General features: G+C 70.3%; 20 protein-coding genes. 14 read left to right on the forward strand and 6 right to left on the reverse strand.

The features are described 5' to 3' along the window. Positions 1 to 6: 6 nt before the first annotated feature. Positions 7 to 177 (forward strand): hypothetical protein, encoded by a 171-nt coding sequence (locus Aiant_RS12120; protein ID WP_189335270.1) that lies wholly within the window; start codon positions 7 to 9, stop codon positions 175 to 177. A gap of 4 nt (positions 178 to 181) precedes the next feature. On the opposite strand, the gene Aiant_RS12125 is transcribed toward Aiant_RS12120, so the two are convergent. From Aiant_RS12125 to Aiant_RS12135, 3 genes are all read right to left on the reverse strand, one after another. Then, on the reverse strand, positions 182 to 1,228 hold the full coding sequence (locus tag Aiant_RS12125) for an App1 family protein phosphatidate phosphatase (protein ID WP_189335271.1): 1,047 nt from the start codon (positions 1,226 to 1,228) through the stop codon (positions 182 to 184). Between the two features lie 93 nt (positions 1,229 to 1,321). After that, a complete protein-coding gene (locus tag Aiant_RS12130; RefSeq protein WP_189335272.1) occupies positions 1,322 to 2,017 on the reverse strand; it encodes a hypothetical protein in 696 nt (231 codons plus the stop codon). Between the two features lie 93 nt (positions 2,018 to 2,110). Then, complete coding sequence (locus Aiant_RS12135) at positions 2,111 to 2,428, reverse strand: hypothetical protein (RefSeq protein ID WP_189335273.1); 318 nt, start codon at positions 2,426 to 2,428, stop codon at positions 2,111 to 2,113. Between the two features lie 97 nt (positions 2,429 to 2,525). Between Aiant_RS12135 and Aiant_RS12140 the strand changes: the two genes are divergently transcribed. The 11 genes from Aiant_RS12140 to Aiant_RS12190 all read left to right on the forward strand — a co-directional run bounded on the left by Aiant_RS12140 (position 2,526) and on the right by Aiant_RS12190 (position 13,964). Beyond that, positions 2,526 to 3,389: an NAD-dependent protein deacetylase gene (locus tag Aiant_RS12140; RefSeq protein ID WP_189335274.1), complete on the forward strand. Its 864-nt coding sequence runs from the start codon at positions 2,526 to 2,528 to the stop codon at positions 3,387 to 3,389. Positions 3,390 to 3,544: 155 nt separating this feature from the next. Next, a complete protein-coding gene (locus tag Aiant_RS12145) occupies positions 3,545 to 4,549 on the forward strand; it encodes a LacI family DNA-binding transcriptional regulator (RefSeq protein ID WP_189335275.1) in 1,005 nt (334 codons plus the stop codon). A 152-nt stretch (positions 4,550 to 4,701) separates the two neighbouring features. Further along, complete coding sequence (locus Aiant_RS12150; RefSeq protein WP_189335276.1) at positions 4,702 to 6,387, forward strand: ABC transporter substrate-binding protein; 1,686 nt, start codon at positions 4,702 to 4,704, stop codon at positions 6,385 to 6,387. A 77-nt stretch (positions 6,388 to 6,464) separates the two neighbouring features. Continuing rightward, positions 6,465 to 7,520 carry an ABC transporter ATP-binding protein gene (locus Aiant_RS12155; protein WP_189335277.1) on the forward strand — a complete coding sequence of 352 codons (1,056 nt, stop codon included), beginning with the start codon at positions 6,465 to 6,467 and terminating at the stop codon, positions 7,518 to 7,520. Continuing rightward, positions 7,517 to 8,497: an ABC transporter permease gene (locus Aiant_RS12160; protein ID WP_189335278.1), complete on the forward strand. Its 981-nt coding sequence runs from the start codon at positions 7,517 to 7,519 to the stop codon at positions 8,495 to 8,497. The genes Aiant_RS12155 and Aiant_RS12160 overlap by 4 nt, the downstream gene beginning before the upstream one ends. A gap of 2 nt (positions 8,498 to 8,499) precedes the next feature. Continuing rightward, the gene (locus tag Aiant_RS12165; RefSeq protein ID WP_189335279.1) at positions 8,500 to 9,540 is read left to right on the forward strand and encodes an ABC transporter permease; all 1,041 of its coding nucleotides are present in this window, start codon (positions 8,500 to 8,502) and stop codon (positions 9,538 to 9,540) included. Continuing rightward, positions 9,537 to 10,514: an ABC transporter ATP-binding protein gene (locus Aiant_RS12170; RefSeq protein ID WP_189335280.1), complete on the forward strand. Its 978-nt coding sequence runs from the start codon at positions 9,537 to 9,539 to the stop codon at positions 10,512 to 10,514. Before Aiant_RS12165 ends, Aiant_RS12170 begins: the two co-directional genes overlap by 4 nt. A gap of 62 nt (positions 10,515 to 10,576) precedes the next feature. Continuing rightward, complete coding sequence (locus Aiant_RS12175; RefSeq protein WP_189335281.1) at positions 10,577 to 11,884, forward strand: GH1 family beta-glucosidase; 1,308 nt, start codon at positions 10,577 to 10,579, stop codon at positions 11,882 to 11,884. Further along, positions 11,881 to 12,711, forward strand: coding sequence for a class I SAM-dependent methyltransferase (locus Aiant_RS12180; RefSeq protein WP_189335282.1), 831 nt, complete (start codon positions 11,881 to 11,883; stop codon positions 12,709 to 12,711). The genes Aiant_RS12175 and Aiant_RS12180 overlap by 4 nt, the downstream gene beginning before the upstream one ends. 42 nt (positions 12,712 to 12,753) lie before the next feature. Continuing rightward, positions 12,754 to 12,954, forward strand: a complete 201-nt coding sequence (locus Aiant_RS12185) for a hypothetical protein (RefSeq protein ID WP_189335283.1) — start codon at positions 12,754 to 12,756, stop codon at positions 12,952 to 12,954. 56 nt (positions 12,955 to 13,010) lie between these two features. Continuing rightward, entirely contained in the window at positions 13,011 to 13,964 is a 954-nt protein-coding gene (locus Aiant_RS12190; RefSeq protein ID WP_189335284.1) for an aldo/keto reductase, read from the forward strand. Between the two features lie 101 nt (positions 13,965 to 14,065). On the opposite strand, the gene Aiant_RS12195 is transcribed toward Aiant_RS12190, so the two are convergent. Beyond that, a complete protein-coding gene (locus Aiant_RS12195; protein ID WP_189335285.1) occupies positions 14,066 to 14,440 on the reverse strand; it encodes a cupin domain-containing protein in 375 nt (124 codons plus the stop codon). 76 nt (positions 14,441 to 14,516) lie between these two features. Here Aiant_RS12195 and Aiant_RS12200 point away from each other — a divergent pair, with 76 nt between their 5' ends. Next, entirely contained in the window at positions 14,517 to 14,960 is a 444-nt protein-coding gene (locus Aiant_RS12200) for a MarR family winged helix-turn-helix transcriptional regulator (RefSeq protein WP_229831174.1), read from the forward strand. Further along, a complete protein-coding gene (locus tag Aiant_RS12205; protein ID WP_229831175.1) occupies positions 14,954 to 15,436 on the forward strand; it encodes an HAD domain-containing protein in 483 nt (160 codons plus the stop codon). The genes Aiant_RS12200 and Aiant_RS12205 overlap by 7 nt, the downstream gene beginning before the upstream one ends. A gap of 12 nt (positions 15,437 to 15,448) precedes the next feature. Here Aiant_RS12205 and Aiant_RS12210 read toward each other — a convergent pair whose 3' ends face one another. Both Aiant_RS12210 and Aiant_RS12215 read right to left on the reverse strand, forming a co-directional pair. Continuing rightward, positions 15,449 to 17,968: a DNA gyrase/topoisomerase IV subunit A gene (locus Aiant_RS12210; RefSeq protein ID WP_189335286.1), complete on the reverse strand. Its 2,520-nt coding sequence runs from the start codon at positions 17,966 to 17,968 to the stop codon at positions 15,449 to 15,451. 14 nt (positions 17,969 to 17,982) lie between these two features. Then, positions 17,983 to 20,040, reverse strand: coding sequence for a DNA gyrase/topoisomerase IV subunit B (locus Aiant_RS12215; RefSeq protein ID WP_189335287.1), 2,058 nt, complete (start codon positions 20,038 to 20,040; stop codon positions 17,983 to 17,985). Positions 20,041 to 20,051 lie beyond the last annotated feature (11 nt).

The following is a 20,051-nucleotide window of genomic DNA, read 5'->3' on the forward strand; positions in this document are numbered from 1 at the left end:
CAGCAGATGCGGTGGTGGAAGATAGCGGGACTGGCAGGGCTGGCGGGCGTCGCGGCGACCGGGGTGGTGATCGCGCGGGCCGAGCGCAAGCGCCGGGCATACTCCCCCGACGAGATCCGGGAGCGGCTGCACAGCCGGGTGGCGGAGGCCGCCACCCCGGCGGAGCAGGCGGAGTAAGGGCTCACTGGGTCAGGTCCGTGTCGCGGAGCAGGGACCAGAGGCCGGCGCCGTCCGGTGCGGCGAACCAGGTCTTGCCACCGGACGGCACCGCCTCGGGCGTCTCGGACGGGCCGGGGATGGCGCCGGCCAGCACCGCCTGGGTGGGCGAGAGCCGGCGGATCGCCACGGCGGCCACGTTGTCCGGGTGCTCCCGGGCGAACTCGGAGTAGATCTCCTGGTCGTGCTGGCCGTCGTCGCCGACCAGCAGCCACTTGACGTCCGGGAACTCCTCGGCGAGGCGGCGCAGCGTGGTGCGTTTGTGCTCCTGGCCGCTGCGGAACCAGCGGTCCGGGGTCGGGCCCCAGTCGGTGAGCAGGATCGGACCGGCCGGGTAGAGGTGGCGGCTGAGGAAACGGGTGAGGGTGGGCGCCACGTTCCACGCACCGGTGGAGAGGTAGATCACCGGGGTGCCCGGGTTCGCGTTGACCAGCCGCTCGTAGAGGACGGCCATGCCGGGCACGGCCATCCGGGCGTGCTCGTCGAGGACGAACGTGTTCCACGCGGCCAGCATCGGGCGGGGCAGCGCGGTGACCATGACGGTGTCGTCGATGTCGGAGATCAGGCCGAACCGGACGGCCGGGTCGATCACCCGGATCGGGGCGTCGACCGGGGCCGCACCCTCGCACTGCAGCCGGACGGTGGCCCAGCCCGGCTCGAGGTCGCCCTTGACCCGGCAGTCGACATAACCACTGCGGTCGGTGCGGGTCTCGGTGACGCTGCTGCCGACCTCGATGCGCACCACCGCACCGCTCACCGGGGTGGTGGTGAAGCTGCGCCAGCCGCGCACCTTCTCCCGTTTCTTGCGGGCCAGGCGGGGGCGGGAGAGCAGCACCCGGCCCATCACCCGGGCCCAGCCGGGCGCGCCGTAACCGGTGTAGGCGGTGATGTACGGCTTCCAGCCCCGGTTACGGAGACCGCGCTCGATGATCTCGTGCACGGCATCCTCGACCAGGGCCGCCCGGTGCATCCGGGCCACCTGGTTCGTCTCCGCCGGTGTTACCGCCACCATCTCCTCCTCGCCGTCCGATCACGCCGCCGCCCGGGCAACGTTACCGGGCCGGTATTACGGGCCGCTTGTGAACAACGGGCTCCAGGATGGACGTCACGCCGCGGCCGGGAGTTCGGCCGGCGTCCATTGCTCGGCCCACCACTGCTGGTCGACCGGCTCCGGGACGTCCACCCGCAGCGGGGCGGCCATCGCCTCGGACCGCAGCGCCCGCAGCGCCTCGGCGGCCGCCTCGGCACCGCGCCAGGCGGAGCGTTCCCGCTCCACCGCGGTGTAGTAGCCGGCCAGCCGGTGCGCGCGGACCGCCTGGGCCAGCACCGACTCCTGCTGGACCGGGTGCAGCCGGGGATTCCAGCCGCGGTGCGCGAGGACGTCGTTGAGCTGGTCCATCGACAGGTCGTGGGAGCGGCACCGGGCGGTGGCGGCGCGGTGCAGGTAACGCTGCCGGTCGACGTTCTCCCCCGGCTTGCGGCGGCGGCTCAGCAACGGGTAGGCGCCGGCGGCGGCGATCCGCTTGGCGTCCAGGTCGGCCTTTTCGTACGCGATCCAGGCCTCGTCGACAGCCGCCTGGGCCACCTCCCACTCGGCGCGCCGGCGCTCCGCGGTCACGGCGGCCCGGGCGGCGGCGGTGGTGACCTCCTCGGCGTACTTCTCACGCTCGGTGGCGGCCGGCGTCGGCTCGGTGAAGACCCGTGGCACCGAGACGGTGGCCGCGGCGACGGCGAGGAGCAGCACGATGATCAGCCAGATCCCCACGGCTTGCGGGATGGAACTCAGGAATGCGGAATCCACGGAACACCCCCAGTTGAGCGGAACTTCTCGGCAGGCCGGCTTACACGGTTGATCCGGGACGGGCCGTCGGCGGCGCGTCCGGTGGCGGGAGTGTCAGCGGGTCGGGGGTGCGCGGGGGTCGCCGGTGGCGGGGAGGACACCGGTCAGGACGGACGTCGTCATCCGCCGCGGCTGCGGGGCCGGCTCGGCCGGCTCGCGGGTCTCGTCCTCGATCTGTTCCCGCGCTTGCTCCGGGGCCGGCTCGGCGGTGGCGACGGCGGCCACCTTATTGACCGGTTCAGCGGTCGGGGCGGGAGCGGTGGCGGGTAGGCGCAGGGTGACGGCCAGGGCCAGCAGGGCGAGCCCGGTGAGGAACCGCAGCAGCCGGCGACCATCCCACGGACGGTTCGCCTCTTGCGCCACAGCGGTCACAAGGATCAACCTACCGGCGCGGACGGCAACGCGCACGGGTCGTTCCGGTCACGGCCACCCGGACGGAGGGCACCACCGGTCACCCGGACGAGGGACCATGGGTGTCATGGATCTCGAGGTGCTGGAGCAGGTGGCCCGCCTGGACGGCTGGTTGGCCGAGGGCGGTGTGGTGGTGCTCAGCGGGGCGGGCCTGTCCACCGACTCCGGCATCCCGGACTACCGGGGCCCGTCCGGCTCGGCCCGGCGCAACACCCCGATGACCTACCAGACGTTCACCGGCGATCCCCTGGCCCGCCGGCGGTACTGGGCGCGCAGCCATCTCGGCTGGCGGACCATCGGCCTGGCCCGGCCCAACGACGGGCACCGGGCGGTGGCCCGCTGGCAGGAGTCCGGCCTGCTGCACGGCGTGATCACGCAGAACGTGGACGGGCTGCACCAGGCGGCCGGCGCCCGGGATGTGGTCGAGCTGCACGGCAACCTGGCCCGGATCGTCTGCCTGTCGTGCGGCGCGCTGACCCCGCGCGCGGATCTGGAGGGCCGGCTGACCGCGGCCAACCCGCACTTCACCGCGGTGGCCGCCGCGGTGAACGCGGACGGCGACGTGGAGCTGGACGAGGCGGCGCTGGACGGGTTCACCGTGGTCGACTGCCCGGCCTGCGGCGGCCTGCTCAAGCCGGACGTGGTCTATTTCGGCGAGACGGTGCCGGCCGACCGGGTGTCCCGGGCGTTCGACCTCGTCGCCGGGGCGCGCACGCTGCTGGTCCTCGGCTCGTCGTTGACCGTGATGTCCGGGCGGCGCTTCGTGTTGCGAGCCGTCAAGCAGGGCGTCCGGGTGGCCATCGTGAACCGTGGGGTCACCCGCGGGGAGCCCTATGCCGACCTGATGATCGACGCGCCGCTCGGGGTGATCCTCCCGAATCTGGCGCCGGAGACCGATACCTACCGATTGTTGCCGCAGTAAACGAAACCGGTTCCGGCCGGTTATCGGACCGAAACCTAAATAGATCTCCCGGCCATTGACGTGACGGCCTTCACTGCGGTTGACTGCCGAAACCGGTCCCGAAACCGGTTCCGAACCCCGGCGTCACCGGCCGGACACAAAAACTCGGAGGAGCTGTGCCGATCACCATCGCCGACGTGGCGGCTCGGGCCAAGGTCAGCAAGACGACCGTGTCCCGGGTTCTCAACGGCAAGGGTGAGCTGGACGAGTCGACCGCCGCGCGCGTCCGTGCGGTGATCGATGAGCTCGGCTACGTCCCCAGCGCTCGCGCGGTCAACCTGGCCCGCGGCCGCACCCGGGTGGTCGGCATGCTGGTGCCCTCGCTGACCTGGCCCTGGATGGGCGAGGTGCTCCAGGGCGCGGTGGACGTGCTGGAGGCCGAGGAGTACGGCCTGCTGCTGTTCACCTGCAACCGCGGTGACGACTCGATGCGGCAGTTCGCCGCGCAGGTCGCCGCCAAGTCGTTCGACGGCCTGCTGGTGATCGAGCCGGAGGGCACCCTCGACTACATCAAGACCCTGCACCACCGGGGCCTGCCGATGGTCCTGATCGACGACCGGGACCAGCTCTCCGGCGAGCAGATCCCGACCGTCGGCACCACCAACCACAGCGGTGCGGCCGACGCGGCCCGGCACCTGCTGGAGATCGGGCGCCACAAGCCGCTCGTGATCACCGGCCCGGCCCGGTTCGGCTGCACCGTGCAGCGCACCGACGGCTTCGCCTCGGTCTTCGCCGAGGCCGGCCATCCCATCCCGGAGGCGCACCTGCTCTCCGGCGACTTCACCGTCGCGTGCGGTGCCGACGGGGTCAAGCAGGCGATCGCCGGCGGCCTCGACTTCGACGCCGTCTTCTGCCACAACGACCTCTCCGCCTTCGGTGTCGTGCAGGCCATCCAGGACAGCGGCCGGCGGGTGCCGGAGGACGTCGCGGTGGTCGGCTTCGACGACATCCCGATGGCGGCCCACCACAAGCCGCCGCTGTCCACGGTGCACCAGCCGATGCGCGAGATGGGCGAGGCCGCGGCCCGCACCCTGCTCGCGCACTTCGACGGCACCCCGCTCCCGAACCGGCCGACGGTGATCCCGGCGACGTTCACCGTGCGCGCGTCCACCCAGGCCTGACCGAGAACCTGACATAGCACCTGTTCGACCGGCCAGGCGGCCGGCCGAGCGACCCCGCGCACCTCGGGGCCGGCGCCCGCCGGTCACGCGATGCCGCACGCCCTACGGGCACCCCTCTCACCCCGAAAATCGCAATCCGAGGAGATTCTCCGATGCAGAGAAGGAAGCTGTTCGCGGCCGCCCTGGCGGGCGTGCTCGTCACGGGCGGTCTGGCCGCGTGCGGTGACTCGCCGAACGCCAACAAGGACAACGCCAACAGCAAGGGCGCCGACTTCCTGGCGATCGGCATGCCGAACGGCACGGTCACCGAGAGCAACAACCCGTTCCTCGGCACCGCGGCCGCCTCGTCGCTGGGCTACCGCTGGGTCATGTACGAGCCCCTCGGCATGTGGAACAACGTCAAGCCGGCCGACCCCGCGAAGCCGTGGCTGGCCAGCGACATCAAGTGGTCGCCGGACTACAAGACCCTCGACGTCACCATCCGGGACAACGCCACCTGGTCCGACGGGCAGAAGCTGACCGCCGAGGACGTCGTCTACACCTTCAACCTGATCAAGGAGAAGGAGGCGCTGAACATCTTCGCCCTCCCGATCGACCAGGTCACCCAGGACGGCAGCAAGGTGAAGGTCACCTTCAAGTCGTCGCAGTTCACCTCCTGGCACAAGATCATCAGCCAGATCCCGATCGTCCCGAAGCACATCTGGGAGAAGATCGCGGACCCGGCCACCGACCCGATCAAGCAGCCGATCGGCAGCGGGCCGTACACCCTGAAGTCGTTCAGCCAGCAGGGCATCGTGCTCGAGCGCCGGGAGAGCGGTTACTGGCAGGACAAGCCGGCCATCAAGGAGCTTCGGTACACCTCGTACGCCGACAACAACGCGCAGACCACCGCGCTGGCCACCGGCGCCTCCGAGTGGAGCTTCGTCTTCATCCCGGACTACCAGCAGGTCTTCGTCTCCAAGGACCCGCAGAACAACAAGGTCTGGGCGCCGGGCGTGCTGGGCATCCACGGCCTCTACATCAACACCACCCGCAAGCCGTTCGACGACCCGAAGCTGCGCCAGGCGATGAACATGGTCATCAACCGGGCGGACATCTTCAACCAGGCCGAGGCGGGCTACTTCCACCCCGAGCTGAAGAGCGTCACGGGTCTGCCGGACGGCGCCGGTGACGCTTACATCACCGAGGCCTACAAGGGCAAGACGTTCTCGGTCGACGTGGCGGGCGCCAAGAAGCTGCTCCAGGAGGCCGGCTACAAGCTGGACGGCACCACGCTGAAGGACAAGAGCGGCAAGGCCGTCACCATCAAGCTGAGCGACCCGGCTCCGTGGTCCGACTACCAGACCAGCCTCGAGATCATCAAGACCAACCTGGCCGACATCGGCATCGCCGCCACGGTGGAGAAGCCGAACCAGAACGTCTGGGACCAGAACGTGCAGACCGGTGACTTCGACGCGGTGCTGCGCTGGACCAACGGCGGCTCGACGCCGTTCGACATCTACCAGACCGTGATGGACGGCGACCTCAAGAAGCCGATCGGCACCCCGGCCCAGCAGGGCAACTTCGGCCGCTTCGACAGCCCGGAGGCGACCGCCGCGCTGAAGGCGTACGCGAACGCCACCGACGACGCCGCGCGGACCACCGCCCTGGCCACGCTCCAGAAGGTCTTCGTGGAGCAGGCCCCGATGCTGCCGGTCGGCGCCGACAACGTCGGTGGCGCCTACAGCACCAAGAACTGGATCGGCTGGCCTACCGACGCCGACCCGTACGCCCCGATGCAGCCCACCCAGTCCGGCGCGCTCGACGTGATCATGCACCTCAAGCCCGCCGCCTCCTGATCGCCTGACACCGCGGGCGTCCCGGTTCTCCCCGGGGCGCCCGCCCCTCCCTGCTCGCTGCTTCAAAAGGACACGGCATGACGTCGATCCCCGACGCGAAAGCGCCGGCCGGCGAGGTGGTGCTTGAGGCGATCGGCCTGACCAAGCACTTCCCCGTCCGCCGGAAGCTGCGCGACCTGTTCTCGAATCGGAAAGACGCGGTCCACGCCGTCGATGACGTGGACCTCGTTCTCCGCCGCGGCAAAGTGGTGGCCCTGGTCGGCGAGTCCGGCTCGGGCAAGTCCACCATCGCCCGGCTGCTCGCCCAGCTGTACCCCCGCACCGGCGGGGACATCCGGCTGCACGGCGAGACGACCAAGGTCAAGGGAGGGGCGGCGTTCCGCCGATACTGCTCCCAGGTTCAGATGATCTTCCAGGACCCGTTCGCGTCGCTGAACCCGACGCACACGATCCGGTATCACCTGACCCGGTCGTTGAAGATCCACGACAACGCCGGCACGACCGACCAGGACCTCGAGCAGGCGCTCACCGAGCTCCTGGAGCGGGTGCAGCTGACCCCGCCGGAGCGGTACCTGGACAAATTCCCGCACGAGCTCTCCGGTGGCCAGCGCCAGCGGGTGGCGATCGCCCGGGCGCTCGGCGCGCGGCCCGAGGCGCTGCTCGCCGACGAGCCGGTGTCCATGCTGGACGTGTCGATCCGGCTCGGGGTGCTGAACCTGCTGCGGGACCTGCGGGACCGGCTGAACCTGGCGATCCTGTACATCACCCATGACATCGCGTCGGCACGGTACTTCGCCGACGACACGATGGTCATGTACGCCGGCCGGATGGTCGAGGGCGGTGACAGCGAGACGGTGACACAGTCGCCGGCTCACCCGTACACGAAATTGCTGATCGAATCCGCGCCGGACCCGGACCGGCTCGCGGGCCTGTCCGAAGCCGACGGCAAGGACGCCGGGAACGGCGAGCCGCCGAGCCTGATCCACCCGCCGGCCGGATGCCGGTTCCACCCGCGCTGCCCGGTCGCGATGGAGCGCTGCCGCACCGAGCTGCCGGTACCCCTGCTGATCGGCGACGCGCCCGGCCACTGGGCCGCCTGCTGGCTGTACGACCGTGACGAGGTGGCCCCGTGAAGTACTTCCTGCAACGCCTGGCGTTCTACCTCTTCACCGCGTGGGCCGCGATCACGCTGAACTTCTTCATCCCGCGCATGGTCCCGGGCGACCCGGTGCAGGCGCTGATCACCAAGTACCAGGGCCAGCTCAGCAGCGACTCGATCCAGTCGCTCTACATCCTGTTCGGACTCGACGACGACAAGAGCCTCTGGCAGGAGTACCTGGACTACTGGAACCAGCTGCTCCACGGAGACCTGGGCCTGTCCTTCACGTTCTTCCCGACCCCGGTGTCGGAGGTCATCTCGAAGAGCCTGCCGTGGACGCTGATGCTGGTCGGCATCACCACGATCATCAGCTTCTTCCTCGGCACCGGCCTGGGCGTGCTGGCCGGCTGGCGGCGCGGCTCCTGGGCCGACGGGCTGCTGCCGGTGACCACGTTCCTCTCCTCGGTGCCGTACTTCTGGCTCGGCATCATCGCGATCTACCTGCTCACCGGGCCGGACAGCTTCTTCCCGTCGTCCGGCGGCTTCGACAACGGCCTGGTGCCCGCGTTCGACCAGTACTTCATACCGAGCGCGATCCGGCACAGTCTGCTCCCCGCGCTGACCATCCTGATCTCGTCGGTCAGCGGCTGGATCCTCAGCATGCGCAACATGATGGTGACCGTGTCCAGTGAGGACTACATCACCGTGGCGCACGCCAAGGGGCTCTCCGACCGCCGGGTGGCGACGAGTTACGCGGCCCGCAACGCGCTGCTGCCGAACGTCTCCGGCTTCGCGCTGTCGCTCGGCTTCATCGTCGGCGGCACGCTGCTCGTGGAGATCGTCTTCTCCTACCCGGGCATCGGCTTCCAGCTGTTCCAGGCGCTGGGCGCGTCGGACTACCCGCTGATGCAGGGCATCTTCCTGATCATCACGATCTCGGTGCTGGTGGCGAACCTGCTCGCGGACGTGGCGTACCTGCTTCTCGACCCGCGTACCCGCAAGGAGGGCTGACGATGACGATCCCTACTTCGAGCATCGAGCAGGTCATTCCCGGCCAGGGCTCGATGGCGCAGCCGGAGGCCACGAAGAAGGCCAAGAAGCAGCGCTTCCGCTTCGTCAGCAACCGCAAGGCCGCCACCGGCCTGATCATCCTCGGCATCTACGTGCTGTTCGCGATCATCGGTCCGTGGGTGGCGCCGTACGACCCCAGCGCCCGCAGCAACGACCTGCTCCAGCCGCCGTCCGGCGACCACTGGCTGGGCACCACCCACCTCGGCCAGGACGTCTTCAGCCAGCTGCTGGAAGGCACCCGCAGCGTGATCTTCGTCGGCTTCTTCGCCGGCACCGTCGCGACCGTGCTCTCGGTGCTGATCGGGGTGACCGCCGGCTACCTGGGCGGCAAGACCGACGAGGGCCTCTCCGCGCTCTCCAACGTCTTCCTGGTCATCCCGGCCCTGCCGCTGATCATCATCATCACGTCGACCCTGGAGAACGCCGAGGACTGGCTGATCGCCATGGTCATCGGCCTCACCTCGTGGTCGTGGAACGCCCGCGTGCTGCGGGCGCAGACGCTGTCGCTGCGCCGCCGGGACTTCGTCGACGCGGCCCGCGCCACCGGCGAGAAGACCTGGCGGGTCATCATGTTCGAGCTGATGCCGAACCTGACCGCGGTGATCGCCTCCGGGTTCGTCGGCACGGTCATCTTCGCGGTGCTCTCCGAGATCACCCTGGCCTTCATCGGCGTCGCCTCGGCGGACACCTGGAACTGGGGCACCATCCTGTTCTGGGCGCAGGGCCAGCAGGCGCTCGCCCGCGAGGCGTGGTGGTGGTTCATTCCGGCCGGTCTCGCGATCGCGCTGCTCGGCACCGCCCTCTCGCTGATCAACTTCGGGATCGACGAGTTCGTCAGCCCGCGCCTGCGCAGTGTCGGAAAGACCAAGATCAAGACCGCCTCGGGCAATACCGTACGGATGCGCATCGGGTTCACCCCGGTTCTCTCGCAGGGCGCCACGCCGGTCGCCACGCCGGTCATTCGGAAGGAGACCGTGCAGTGAGCCAGCCGGTTCTCGAGATCAAAAACCTGAACGTCGGGTACGGCCTGGGCGACCAGGCGGTCCGCGCGGTCCGGGACGTCGACCTGACGCTGCACCGCGGCGAGGTGCTCGGACTGGCCGGCGAGAGCGGCTCCGGCAAGTCGACCCTGGCGTACGGGATGACCCGCCTGCTCCCCCCGCCCGGCGTGATCACCGGCGGTCAGGTGATCTACCACCCCGAACAGGGCGAGCCGTACGACGTGCTCGGCCTCACCGACCGGGAGCTGCGCGGCTTCCGCTGGGCCGAGACGGCGATCGTGTTCCAGGGCGCGATGAACTCGCTCAACCCGGTGCACAAGATCTCCACCCAGCTCACCGACGTGCTGCGGGCGCACCGCCCGGAGATGTCCGAGGCCGCGCGCAACGCCCGGGCGCGGGAGATGCTCAAGCTGGTCGGGATCGCCGCCGACCGGATGGACGCGTACCCGCACCAGCTCTCCGGCGGCATGCGCCAGCGCGTGATGATCGGCATGGCCCTGATCCTCCAGCCGCAGGTGGTGATCATGGATGAGCCGACCACCGCGCTCGACGTGGTCATGCAGCGGCAGATCCTCAGCCAGCTGATCGAGCTGCGCGAGCGGCTGGGCTTCTCGGTCGTCTTCATCACCCACGACCTGTCGCTGCTGGTCGAGTTCTCGAACCGGATCGCGATCATGTACGGCGGGCGGATCGTCGAGGAGGCGCCGGCCGCGGCGATCTACAAGGACGCGCTGCACCCGTACTCGAAGGGCCTGCTCGGCTCGTTCCCGGCGCTGCGCGGGCCGCGCCGGGAGCTGACCGGCATCCCCGGCTCGCCGCCGGACCTGAAGGGCATGCCGGCCGGGTGCTCGTTCCACCCCCGGTGCCCGAAGGCGTTCGAGCCGTGCCCGGACAAGATTCCCGTGCTGACGCCGAGCGGGGGCGACCGGTCGGTCGCCTGCTGGCTGCACGAGTGAGCAGAGGGCCGGTCCCTTGCCGTCGGGACCGGCCCTCACCATTTCCATCCTGAGGGGACTCTGTGAGCTTTACCTGGGGCGTGGCGACGTCGGCCTACCAGATCGAGGGGGCCGCCGCGGAGGACGGGCGGACACCGTCCATCTGGGACACCTTCGCGCACGAGGTGGTCGGCGAGCACGGCGACGTGGCGTGCGACCACTATCACCGGATGCCGTCCGACGTACGGCTGATCAAGAGCCTCGGGGTGAACGCGTACCGGTTCTCGGTGTCCTGGACCCGGGTGCAGCCGGGCGGGCGGGGGCCGGCGAACAAGCCGGGGCTGGACTTCTACGACCGGCTGGTGGACGAGCTGCTGGCCAACGGGATCGATCCGTGGCTGACGCTGTACCACTGGGACCTGCCGCAGGAACTGGAGGACGCCGGCGGGTGGCCGCACCGGGACACGCCCTACCGGTTCGCGGACTTCTCGCAGCTGGTAGTCGACCGGCTGCGGGACCGGGTTCGCCATTGGCAGACCCTCAACGAGCCGTGGTGTGCGGCGTTCCTCGGGTATGAGCACGGGGTGCACGCTCCGGGACGGCGTTCGTTCGAGGACGCGATGCGAGCTACCCACCACTTGCTGCTCGCGCACGGCCTCGCAACCGATGTCGCGAAAAATGCGGACAACTCGGTCGGGATCGCGCTGAACATCGGCACCGCGACGCCGCACACCGACGACCCGGTGGACATCGCCGCCGGCCGGCGCGCCCACGAGAACGTCGCCGGGATCTTCCTCGACCCGATCGTCCACGGCCACTACCCCGCGTCGATCCTCGCCGACCACGGGCACCTGCTGCCGATCCAGGACGGCGACCTGGAGATCATCAACAGGCGGCCGGACGTGCTCGGCGTCAACTTCTACTTCGGACAGGACTTCGCCGGGCGCGACGAGCAGGGCAACACCCACGACGCGGCGGGCCGCGCGATCGTCCGGGAGATCAAGCCGGACGCGCCGGAGACCGCGATGGGCTGGCCGATCACCCCGGACCGGTTCACCACGCTGCTGCTGCGCCTGCACCGGGAGTACGGGCTGCCGCTCGCGGTCACCGAGAACGGGGCGGTCTACGACGACGACCCCGATCCGGAGGGGTTCGTGGCCGACGAGGAGCGGACGGCGTACCTGAAGGCGCACGTCGAAGCGGCGCTCGCGGCCCGCGATCAGGGCGCCGACGTACGCGGCTACTTCGCCTGGTCGCTGATGGACAACTTCGAGTGGGCGGAGGGCTACCGCCGCCGGTTCGGCCTGGTCGCGGTCGACTACGAGACCCAGCGACGGACGCCGAAACAGAGTGCGCTGTGGTTCCGGGAGCGCATACGCTCCGGCGCGTGAGCGATTACCTGACCGTCAACCGCGCCAACTGGGACGACCGGGCGGCGGCGCACGCCGCGTCGCCCGGTTACCCCGTCGAGGCTCTGGTGCGCGACCCGGAGCAGATCAGCGACGTGGTCCGCTTCGACCTTCCGCTGCTCGGCGACATCAGCGGGCTGCGCGCCGTGCACCTCCAGTGCCACATCGGCACCGACACGCTCTCGCTGTCCCGGCTCGGCGCGCGGATGACCGGCCTGGACTTCTCCGGGGAGTCGCTGAAGCAGGCCCGGATCCTGGCCGACCGGGCCGGCGCCGCGATCGACTACGTGCAGAGCGACGTCTACGCCGCGCGTGAGGTGCTGGAGGGCGAGTTCGACCTGGTGTTCACCGGGATCGGCGCGCTCGGCTGGCTGCCCGACATCAAGCGCTGGGCACGGACGGTGGCGTCGCTGCTGGCCCCGGGCGGGCGGCTGTTCATCCGGGAGGGGCACCCGGTCCTGTGGGCGTGCGACTACGACCGGACCGACGGGGTGCTGGCGCTCTCCGAGCCGTACTTCGAGCAGGCCGAGCCGCAGATCTACGACGAGCCGGGCACCTACGTCGACACCGATCATCAGATGACGCACACGGTCACGCACGAGTGGAACCACGGGCTCGGGGAGATCGTCACCGCCGTACTGGAAGCGGGTCTGACCTTGACCGGCCTGGTCGAGCACCAGAGCGTGCCCTGGGACGCGCTGCCCGGACGGATGCGCAAGCTGGACAACAAGGAGTGGCAGCTGGCCGACCGGCCGGAGCGGCTGCCGCACACCTACACGCTCCAGGCTCGCCGTTTATCCACGGTGTGATTCCGGGTATCTGCCGCGCATCCCCGACTGAGGAGGCTCTCGATGCGCGCAGGCGCGGTCATTATCGTCATCTGGCTTCTGCTCGGCCTGGTCGCGGCCTTCGAACGCGGCTACTTCAAGGACACCGGCGACGCGAGCTGCGCGAAAGCCGGCACGGTCATCGTCACCACGCTGGCCGGCCCGCTGAACTGGCTCGGCGTCAACCCGAAGATCAAGTGTGAGGTCCCGCCGCCGAGCAAGTGAACCCTCGCTCCTTCGCTCTTGTGCTGGAGTGCACTCCAGGTCCTAGCTTCGTCCACATGGAACTCAGGGACTTCGGACGACTCGGCCGGATCAGCGCACTCACCCTGGGCGGCGGCGGCATCGCCGGCGTCTGGGGCTCGACCGACCGGCGCGAGGCGGTGGCCACCATCCACGCCGCCCTCGACGCCGGGATCACCATGCTGGACCTGGCGCCGTCCTACGGCGCCGGCTTCGAGGCGGAGCGGGCGGCCGGCGAGGCCCTCCGCTCCGCCTCGCACCCGGACGTGATGATCACGTCGAAGGTGTCCCTCGAGGACGACGAGGAGCGTGACTTCGCCGCTCGGATCCGCCGCGGCCTCGCCGCCAGCCTGGAGCGGATCGGCCGCGACCACCTCGACCTCTTCCTGCTGCACACGCAGATCCGGGTGACCGGGCCGCACCCGCACTCGATCGGGCTGGACGGTTACCGCGAGGCGGCCGCCGAGTTCGAGCGGCTGCGCTCGGCCGGCGACATCCGCGCCTGGGGCATCACCGCGGTCGGGCACCCGGACAGCGTGCTCGCCGCGTTCGACGGGAGTCCGCGGCCGGACGCGGCGCAGATCGTGGTGAACCCGCTCGATTTCAACGGCGATCTGTGGTTCTTCCCCGGGGCCCGGCCGCGGACCGAGGAGCTCATCCGCTCCGCGAATGCGCACGGGGTCCAGGTGATCGGCATCCGCGCGGTCGCGGCCGGGTCATTGACCGCGAGTCTTGACCGTACGCTTGCGGCCGACCACCCCGCGGCGATTGATTTCGTACGCGCGGAGCCGTTCCGCAAACTCGCCGCGGAGCTGGGAACGACGCCGTCGGTGCTGGCCCACCGTTACGCGCTCACCGCGGCCGGGGTGTCCACGGTCGTCCTCGGCGTGAAGAACCGCGCCGAGCTGGTGGAATGCCTCGCCGCGGAGGCGGCCGGACCGCTCTCGCCGTCCGAGATGGACGCGATCTGGGCGCTCCGGACCGCCCTCTGAACCCTCCGCGCCGTCTTCCAATCTCCCGGCGCCGCCTTCCAGCCTCCCGGCGCCGCCTTTCTGAGTCTCCCGGGGGTGGGGCCTCCCCGCCCCCGGGCGACTCAGTTCACCCAGGGTGGGCTGATCACCGAGCCGTCCGGCAGCGTCGCCTTCAGCCCGACACTGGTGGTCACCCAGACCGCCGCCGGGTCCGGGCCCGGGTTGTCGAGGCCGAACTCGGCGCCGACCGGCACCCGCAGCACGTCCCCGGCGGTGATCTCCTCGACCACCCCGTCCAGGAACACCCGCACCTTCCCCGCGAGCACCAGGAACACCTCCTCCCGGTCGATCCGGTGCCGGACACCCGCCGTCCCGCCGGCGATCTCCAACCGCCACGCGCAGAGCTGCTCGCTGCCGGCGGACGGAGAAACGTACGAATGAAAGACCGAACCGTGCAGGCGGTGCGTGACCGCCTCGCTCTGGCGATGGATCGCCATGCTTCTCCCCCTCATATTTGGTCAAGCCGCTTGACCAAATAGTCAAGCAACTTGACCGCCATGTCAAACTGCTTGCGTGCGACGTGATCTCCTGGACCTGCCGGTGCTGCTGCTCGGTGCCGCATCCGCGCTGGTCGACGCCATCGACGCGGGTGTCCGGGCCCGCGGTTTTGCCGACCTGCGCCCGGCACACGGATTCGCCTTCGTCCGCCTGGCCCCGGACGGCGCGACCGTCGTCGAGCTGGCCGAGCATCTCGGCGTCACCAAGCAGGCGGCCAGCCAGATGGCCGACGAGCTGGTCCGCAAGGGTTACGTGGAGCGCCGCCCCCACCCGCTCGACGCCCGCGCCCGGCTGCTGACCCTCACCGACCGCGGCTGGGCCTGCACCCGAGCCGCCGACGCGGCCGCCGAGGAGGCCCTGCGCCCCTGGGCCGACGCCCTCGGCCCGGACAATCTCACCACCGTCCGAGCCGGCCTGTCCCGCCTGGTCGTCCCCGGCCGCATCCGCCCGACATGGTGACCCGTCCGGTCTGGCTGCTCGACGTCGACGGCGTGCTGAACGCGAACCGCCCCGGCTGGGGCGCCGCACCCCGGCGCGGCATGGCCTACGCCGACGGCATCGGATATGTCATGCGCTGGGCCCCGGCTCTGCTCGACCGGATCCGCGCGATCCACCGAGCCGGCACCGCCGAGATCCGCTGGTGCACCACCTGGTGCGCCCAGGCCGGCCAGCTGGAGCGCCTGTTCGCCCTGCCCCACCTGCAACCGTGCTGGACCGAGGAGCTGACCCCGCAAGAGGCCGCCGTCGCCAAGCTGGCCGCCGCCCGCCGGGTGCTGACCGACGGGCGGCCCCTGATCTGGACCGATGACGCCGACATCCCGCCGTCCGCCCACGAGGAGCTGCCGGGGCTGGGGCGTGTCCTGCTGATCGCGCCCCGCCCGAACCGCGGCCTCCAGCCCGACGATCTCGACGCCGTCGAGCGGTTCGCGGGCTGAAGGCCGGGCGGGTCAGTCGCGTTCGATGTGGTGACCGATGAGCTGCGGACCCATGATCACCGCGGCGCCGGAGCCGTCCCGGCGCGCGTCCGGCTCGGGCAGCTCGACCGGGTCACCGGTGCTGCTGGCCCCCACCGGCCGGGGCCCGACCCAGGCCACCACCAGCTCCGACTCCCCCTTGAGGAAGCGCTGCACCCGGACGCCGCCGGTGGCCCGGCCTTTCGCCGGGTAGGACGCGAACGGTGACACCTTCACCTGTGTGCCGGTCGAGGTGACCACCATCGGCTCGCCGTGCGTGGTGTCCGACGTGACGATCGCGTGGAACGAGATGACCGTGGCCCCCGCCGTCAGGTTGACGCCGGCCATGCCACCGCCCTTGAGCCCCTGCGGCCGCACCAGCTTGGCCGGGAACCGCAGCAGGTTCGCGTCCGAGGTGATGAAGACCAGCGACTCGGCCCCGTCGGTGAGCCAGGTCGCCTGGAGCACCTCGTCACCCTCCTTGAGGGTGATCACCTCGAACTCGTCGGAGCGCACCGGCCACTCGGGGGCGCACACCTTCACCACGCCCTGCCGGGTGCCCAGCGCGAGGCCGGGCGAGTCGCCGGCGGTCAGCGGCGCGAGACCGACGACCTTCTCACCCTTCTCCAGCGGGACCAGCTCGGAGGCGGACATGCCGCCGCGCAGCGACACCGTGCCGGACTGCTCGGGCAGCACCGGCAGCGGCAGCACGTCGGTCTTGAACGCCCGGCCCCGGTTGGTGATCAGCAGGATCCGCCCGCGGGCGGTCGAGTGGATGATCGCGCGGACCGCGTCGTGCTTGACCCGGCCGCTGCGCTTGCGGCCCTCGGTCGACTCCTCGCTCTCCGCCGCGGTCCGGGCGATCAGCCCGGTCGCGGAGAGGATGATCTGGCACGGGTCGTCGGCGACCTCGAGCGGCCCGGCCGGCACCGAGGCGGCGAGCACCTCCTTGAGGTCCCCGTCGATCAGCGTGGTGTGCCGGGGCCGGCCGAACTCCTTGGCCACCTCGGCCAATTCATCGGACACGACCTTTTTCAGTACGGCCTCGTCGTCCAGGATCCGGCTCAGCTCGGCGATCTCCGCCCGCAGCCGCTCCTGCTCGGTCTCCAGCTCGATCCGGTCGAACCGGGTGAGCCGCCGCAGCGGGGTGTCCAGGATGTACGTCGCCTGGATGTCGCTGAGCCCGAACTCGCTCATCAGGGACGCCTTGGCCGCCGCCGCGTCGTCGCTGGCCCGGATGATCGCGACCACCCGGTCGATGTCGATCAGGGCGATCAGCAGGCCGTCGACCAGGTGCAGCCGGTCCTCGCGCTTGGTCCGCCGGTACGTCGTCCGCCGGGTGACCACGTCGTACCGGTGCTGGACGAAGACCTCGAGCAGCGCCTTGAGCCCGAGCGTCCGCGGCTGCCCGTCGACCAGCACCAGGTTGTTGATGCCGAACGAGCTCTCCAGCGGGGTGAGCCGGTAGAGGTCGGCCAGCAGCGCCTGCGGGTTGACCCCGACCTTGCACTCGATGACGAGCCGGGTGCCGTGCTCCCGGTCGGTCAGGTCCTTGACGTCGGCGATGCCCGTCAGCCGGGCGGCCTGCCGCTGCCCGCGCCGCGGCCCCGAGGTGATCAGCTTGCCCTTCACCTCGTCGGTGATCGCCTCGATGATCTTCTCGGCGCCGATGCCGTAGGGCAGCTCGGTGACCGTGATCGCCTGCCGCCCCCGGCCGCCCTCCAGCGGGCCGGTCTGCGCGCGGGCCCGGATCCGGACCACGCCGCGACCGGTCTCATACGCCCGGCGCACCTCGTCGAGCCCGAGCAGCTGACCGCCGGTCGGCAGGTCGGGGCCGGGCACGTAGCGCATCAGTCCGTCGAGATCGGTGTCCGGATGGGTGATCAGCCGCCGGGCGGCCGCGACCACCTCGCCCAGGTTGTGCGGGATCATGTTGGTCGCCATCCCGACCGCGATCCCGGACGTGCCGTTGACCAGCAGGTTCGGGAAGGCCGCCGGGAGCACCTTGGGCTCGACGTCGTCGCCGTCGTAGGTCGGCTTGAAGTCGACGGTGCCCTCGCCCAGCTCGCCGACCAGCAGCATCGCCTCGCGGGACATCCGCGCCTCGGTGTACCGCGCGGCGGCCGGGCCGTCGTCCGGCGAGCCGAAGTTGCCGTGGCCGTCGATCAGCGGCGTGTTCAGCGAGAAGTCCTGGGCGAGCCGGACCAGCGCGTCGTAGATCGCCACGTCGCCGTGCGGGTGGTACTTACCCATCACGTCGCCGACGACGCGGGCGGACTTCACATACGCCCGATCGGGGCGGTGACCCTGCTCGGACATCGACCAGAGGATCCGCCGGTGCACCGGCTTGAGGCCGTCCCGGGCGTCCGGCAGCGCCCGTGAGTGGATCACCGAGTACGCGTACTCCAGGTAGGAGTCCTCCACCTCGGTGGTCAGCGGGTTGTCGATGACCCGGGCGCCGGCCTGATCGAACGCGGACAGGTCGACGCGGTTCTCGGTTTTGCGGCGTGCCATGGCTTGCGGACCTCTCAGGCGTCGATCGTCTCTTGGTCGATCCGGCCGGCAGCCTCGATCAACCAGTTCTTCCGGGGTTCGACCCGCTCACCCATGAGCAGCTCGAGGGTGGCCTCGGCGCGCTCGGCGTCCTCGATGGTGATCCGCCGCACGGTGCGGGCGGCCGGGTTCATCGTGGTGTCCCACAGCTCGTCGGCGTCCATCTCGCCGAGGCCCTTGAACCGGGGCACCGGCTTCTGCACCTGCTTGCCGGACCGCTCGAACCGGCTGACGGTGGCCTCCATCTCCTGCTGGGTGTACGTGTACACCGTCTCGGAGTTACGCCCCTTGGTGACCACCTTGTGCAACGGCGGCATCGCGGCGTAGAGCCGGCCCTGCTCGATCACCGGCCGCATGTATTTCGCGAACAGGGTGATCAGCAGGGTCCGGATGTGCGAGCCGTCGACATCGGCGTCCGCCATGATCATGACCCGGCCGTACCGCATCTGCCCGATCTCGAAGGTGCGGCCGGAGCCGGCCCCGAGCACCTGGACGATCGCCGAGCACTCGGCGTTGTCCAGGACCTGCTGGAGGCTGGCTTTCTGCACGTTGAGGATCTTGCCGCGGATCGGCAGCAGCGCCTGGTATTCCGAGGAGCGGGCCATCCGGGCGGTGCCCAGCGCCGAGTCACCCTCGACGATGAACAGCTCGGAGCGGTCGATCCCGATCGCCCGGCAGTCCACCAGCTTGGCCGGCATCGACGCGCCCTCCAGGGCGGTCTTGCGGCGGGCCGCGTCCTTCTGCTGTTTCTGGGTGAGCCGGACGCGGGCGGCGTCGACCACCTTCTGCAGGACCGTGCGGGCCTCGGTCTTGGTGCGCCGGCCGTCGATCCACTCTTTCAGGTACGCCTCGACGAGGCTCTGCGTCACCCGGGTGATCCCGGCGGTGGAGAGCTCGTCCTTGGTCTGCGAGGTGAACTGCGGCTCCGGCACCCGCACATGGATGACCGCGGTCATGCCCTCCAGCAGGTCGTCCAGGACCGGCGGCTCCTCTTTCGGCTTGAGCAGGCCGCGGCTGTTGCGGATGGCCTCGGTCAGCGCGCGCACCAGGGCCCGCTCGAAGCCCTTGCGGTGGGTGCCGCCGTGCACGTTGCGAATCGTGTTGGTGAAGCTCTCGACGGTCCGCTCGTAACCGGTGCCCCAGCGGAAGGCGATCTCCACCTGGGCCTCACGGACCACGTTCGACTGCATGACGCCGTTGGCGTCGGCGGCGTTCTCCTTGTAGGTCCCCGAGCCGGTCACCATGAGGATCCCGGAGACCGGCTTGTCGGCGGCCGGGGTCAGGAACTCCACCATGTCGGTGAGCCCGTGGGGATAGTGGAACGTCTCGGTGGCCGGCTCCTCCGCGGTCGCGTCGAAGAGCGTGAACTGCACACCGGCGACCAGGAACGCGGTGTTGCGCAGTTTCGCCCGGACCGCCTCGATGTCGAGCCGGGCGCCGCTCTCGAAATACCGCGCGTCGTACCAGTACCGGGTCGAGGTGCCGGTGGGCTCGCCGCGTTTCATCCGGCGGGTGACCCGCAGGCCGGCCTGCGGGGTGAACGGCGCGGTCGGCCCGGGGCCGTCGAACACGCCGGGCACGCCCCGCTGGAAGGAGATCTCGTGCACCTTGCCGTCCCGCTTGACGGTGACGTCGTAGCGCAGCGAGAGCGCGTTGACCGCGGAGGCGCCGACGCCGTGCAGGCCGCCGGAGGCCTTGTAACCGGAGCCGCCGAACTTGCCGCCGGCGTGCAGCCGGGTGAGCACCAGCTCGACGCCGCTCAGGCCGCTCTTGGCGTGCACGTCGGTCGGGATGCCCCGGCCGTCGTCGTCGACCTGGACCGAGCCGTCGGTGTGCAGCGTGACGGCGATCCGGGTGGCGTGCCCACCGACGCCCTCGTCGGTGCAGTTGTCGATGATCTCGTTCGCCAGGTGGTTGATGCCCCGGCTGTCGGTGGACCCGATGTACATCCCTGGGCGTTTCCGGACAGCGTCCAGCCCTTCCAGGTGCGTGAGGTCGTCAGCCCCGTACAAGGTCTCTGGCTGTGCGGTCACGAGGCGGCACT

Origin of the sequence: Actinoplanes ianthinogenes (genome assembly GCF_018324205.1) — a bacterium.
Lineage (GTDB): Bacteria > Actinomycetota > Actinomycetes > Mycobacteriales > Micromonosporaceae > Actinoplanes > Actinoplanes ianthinogenes.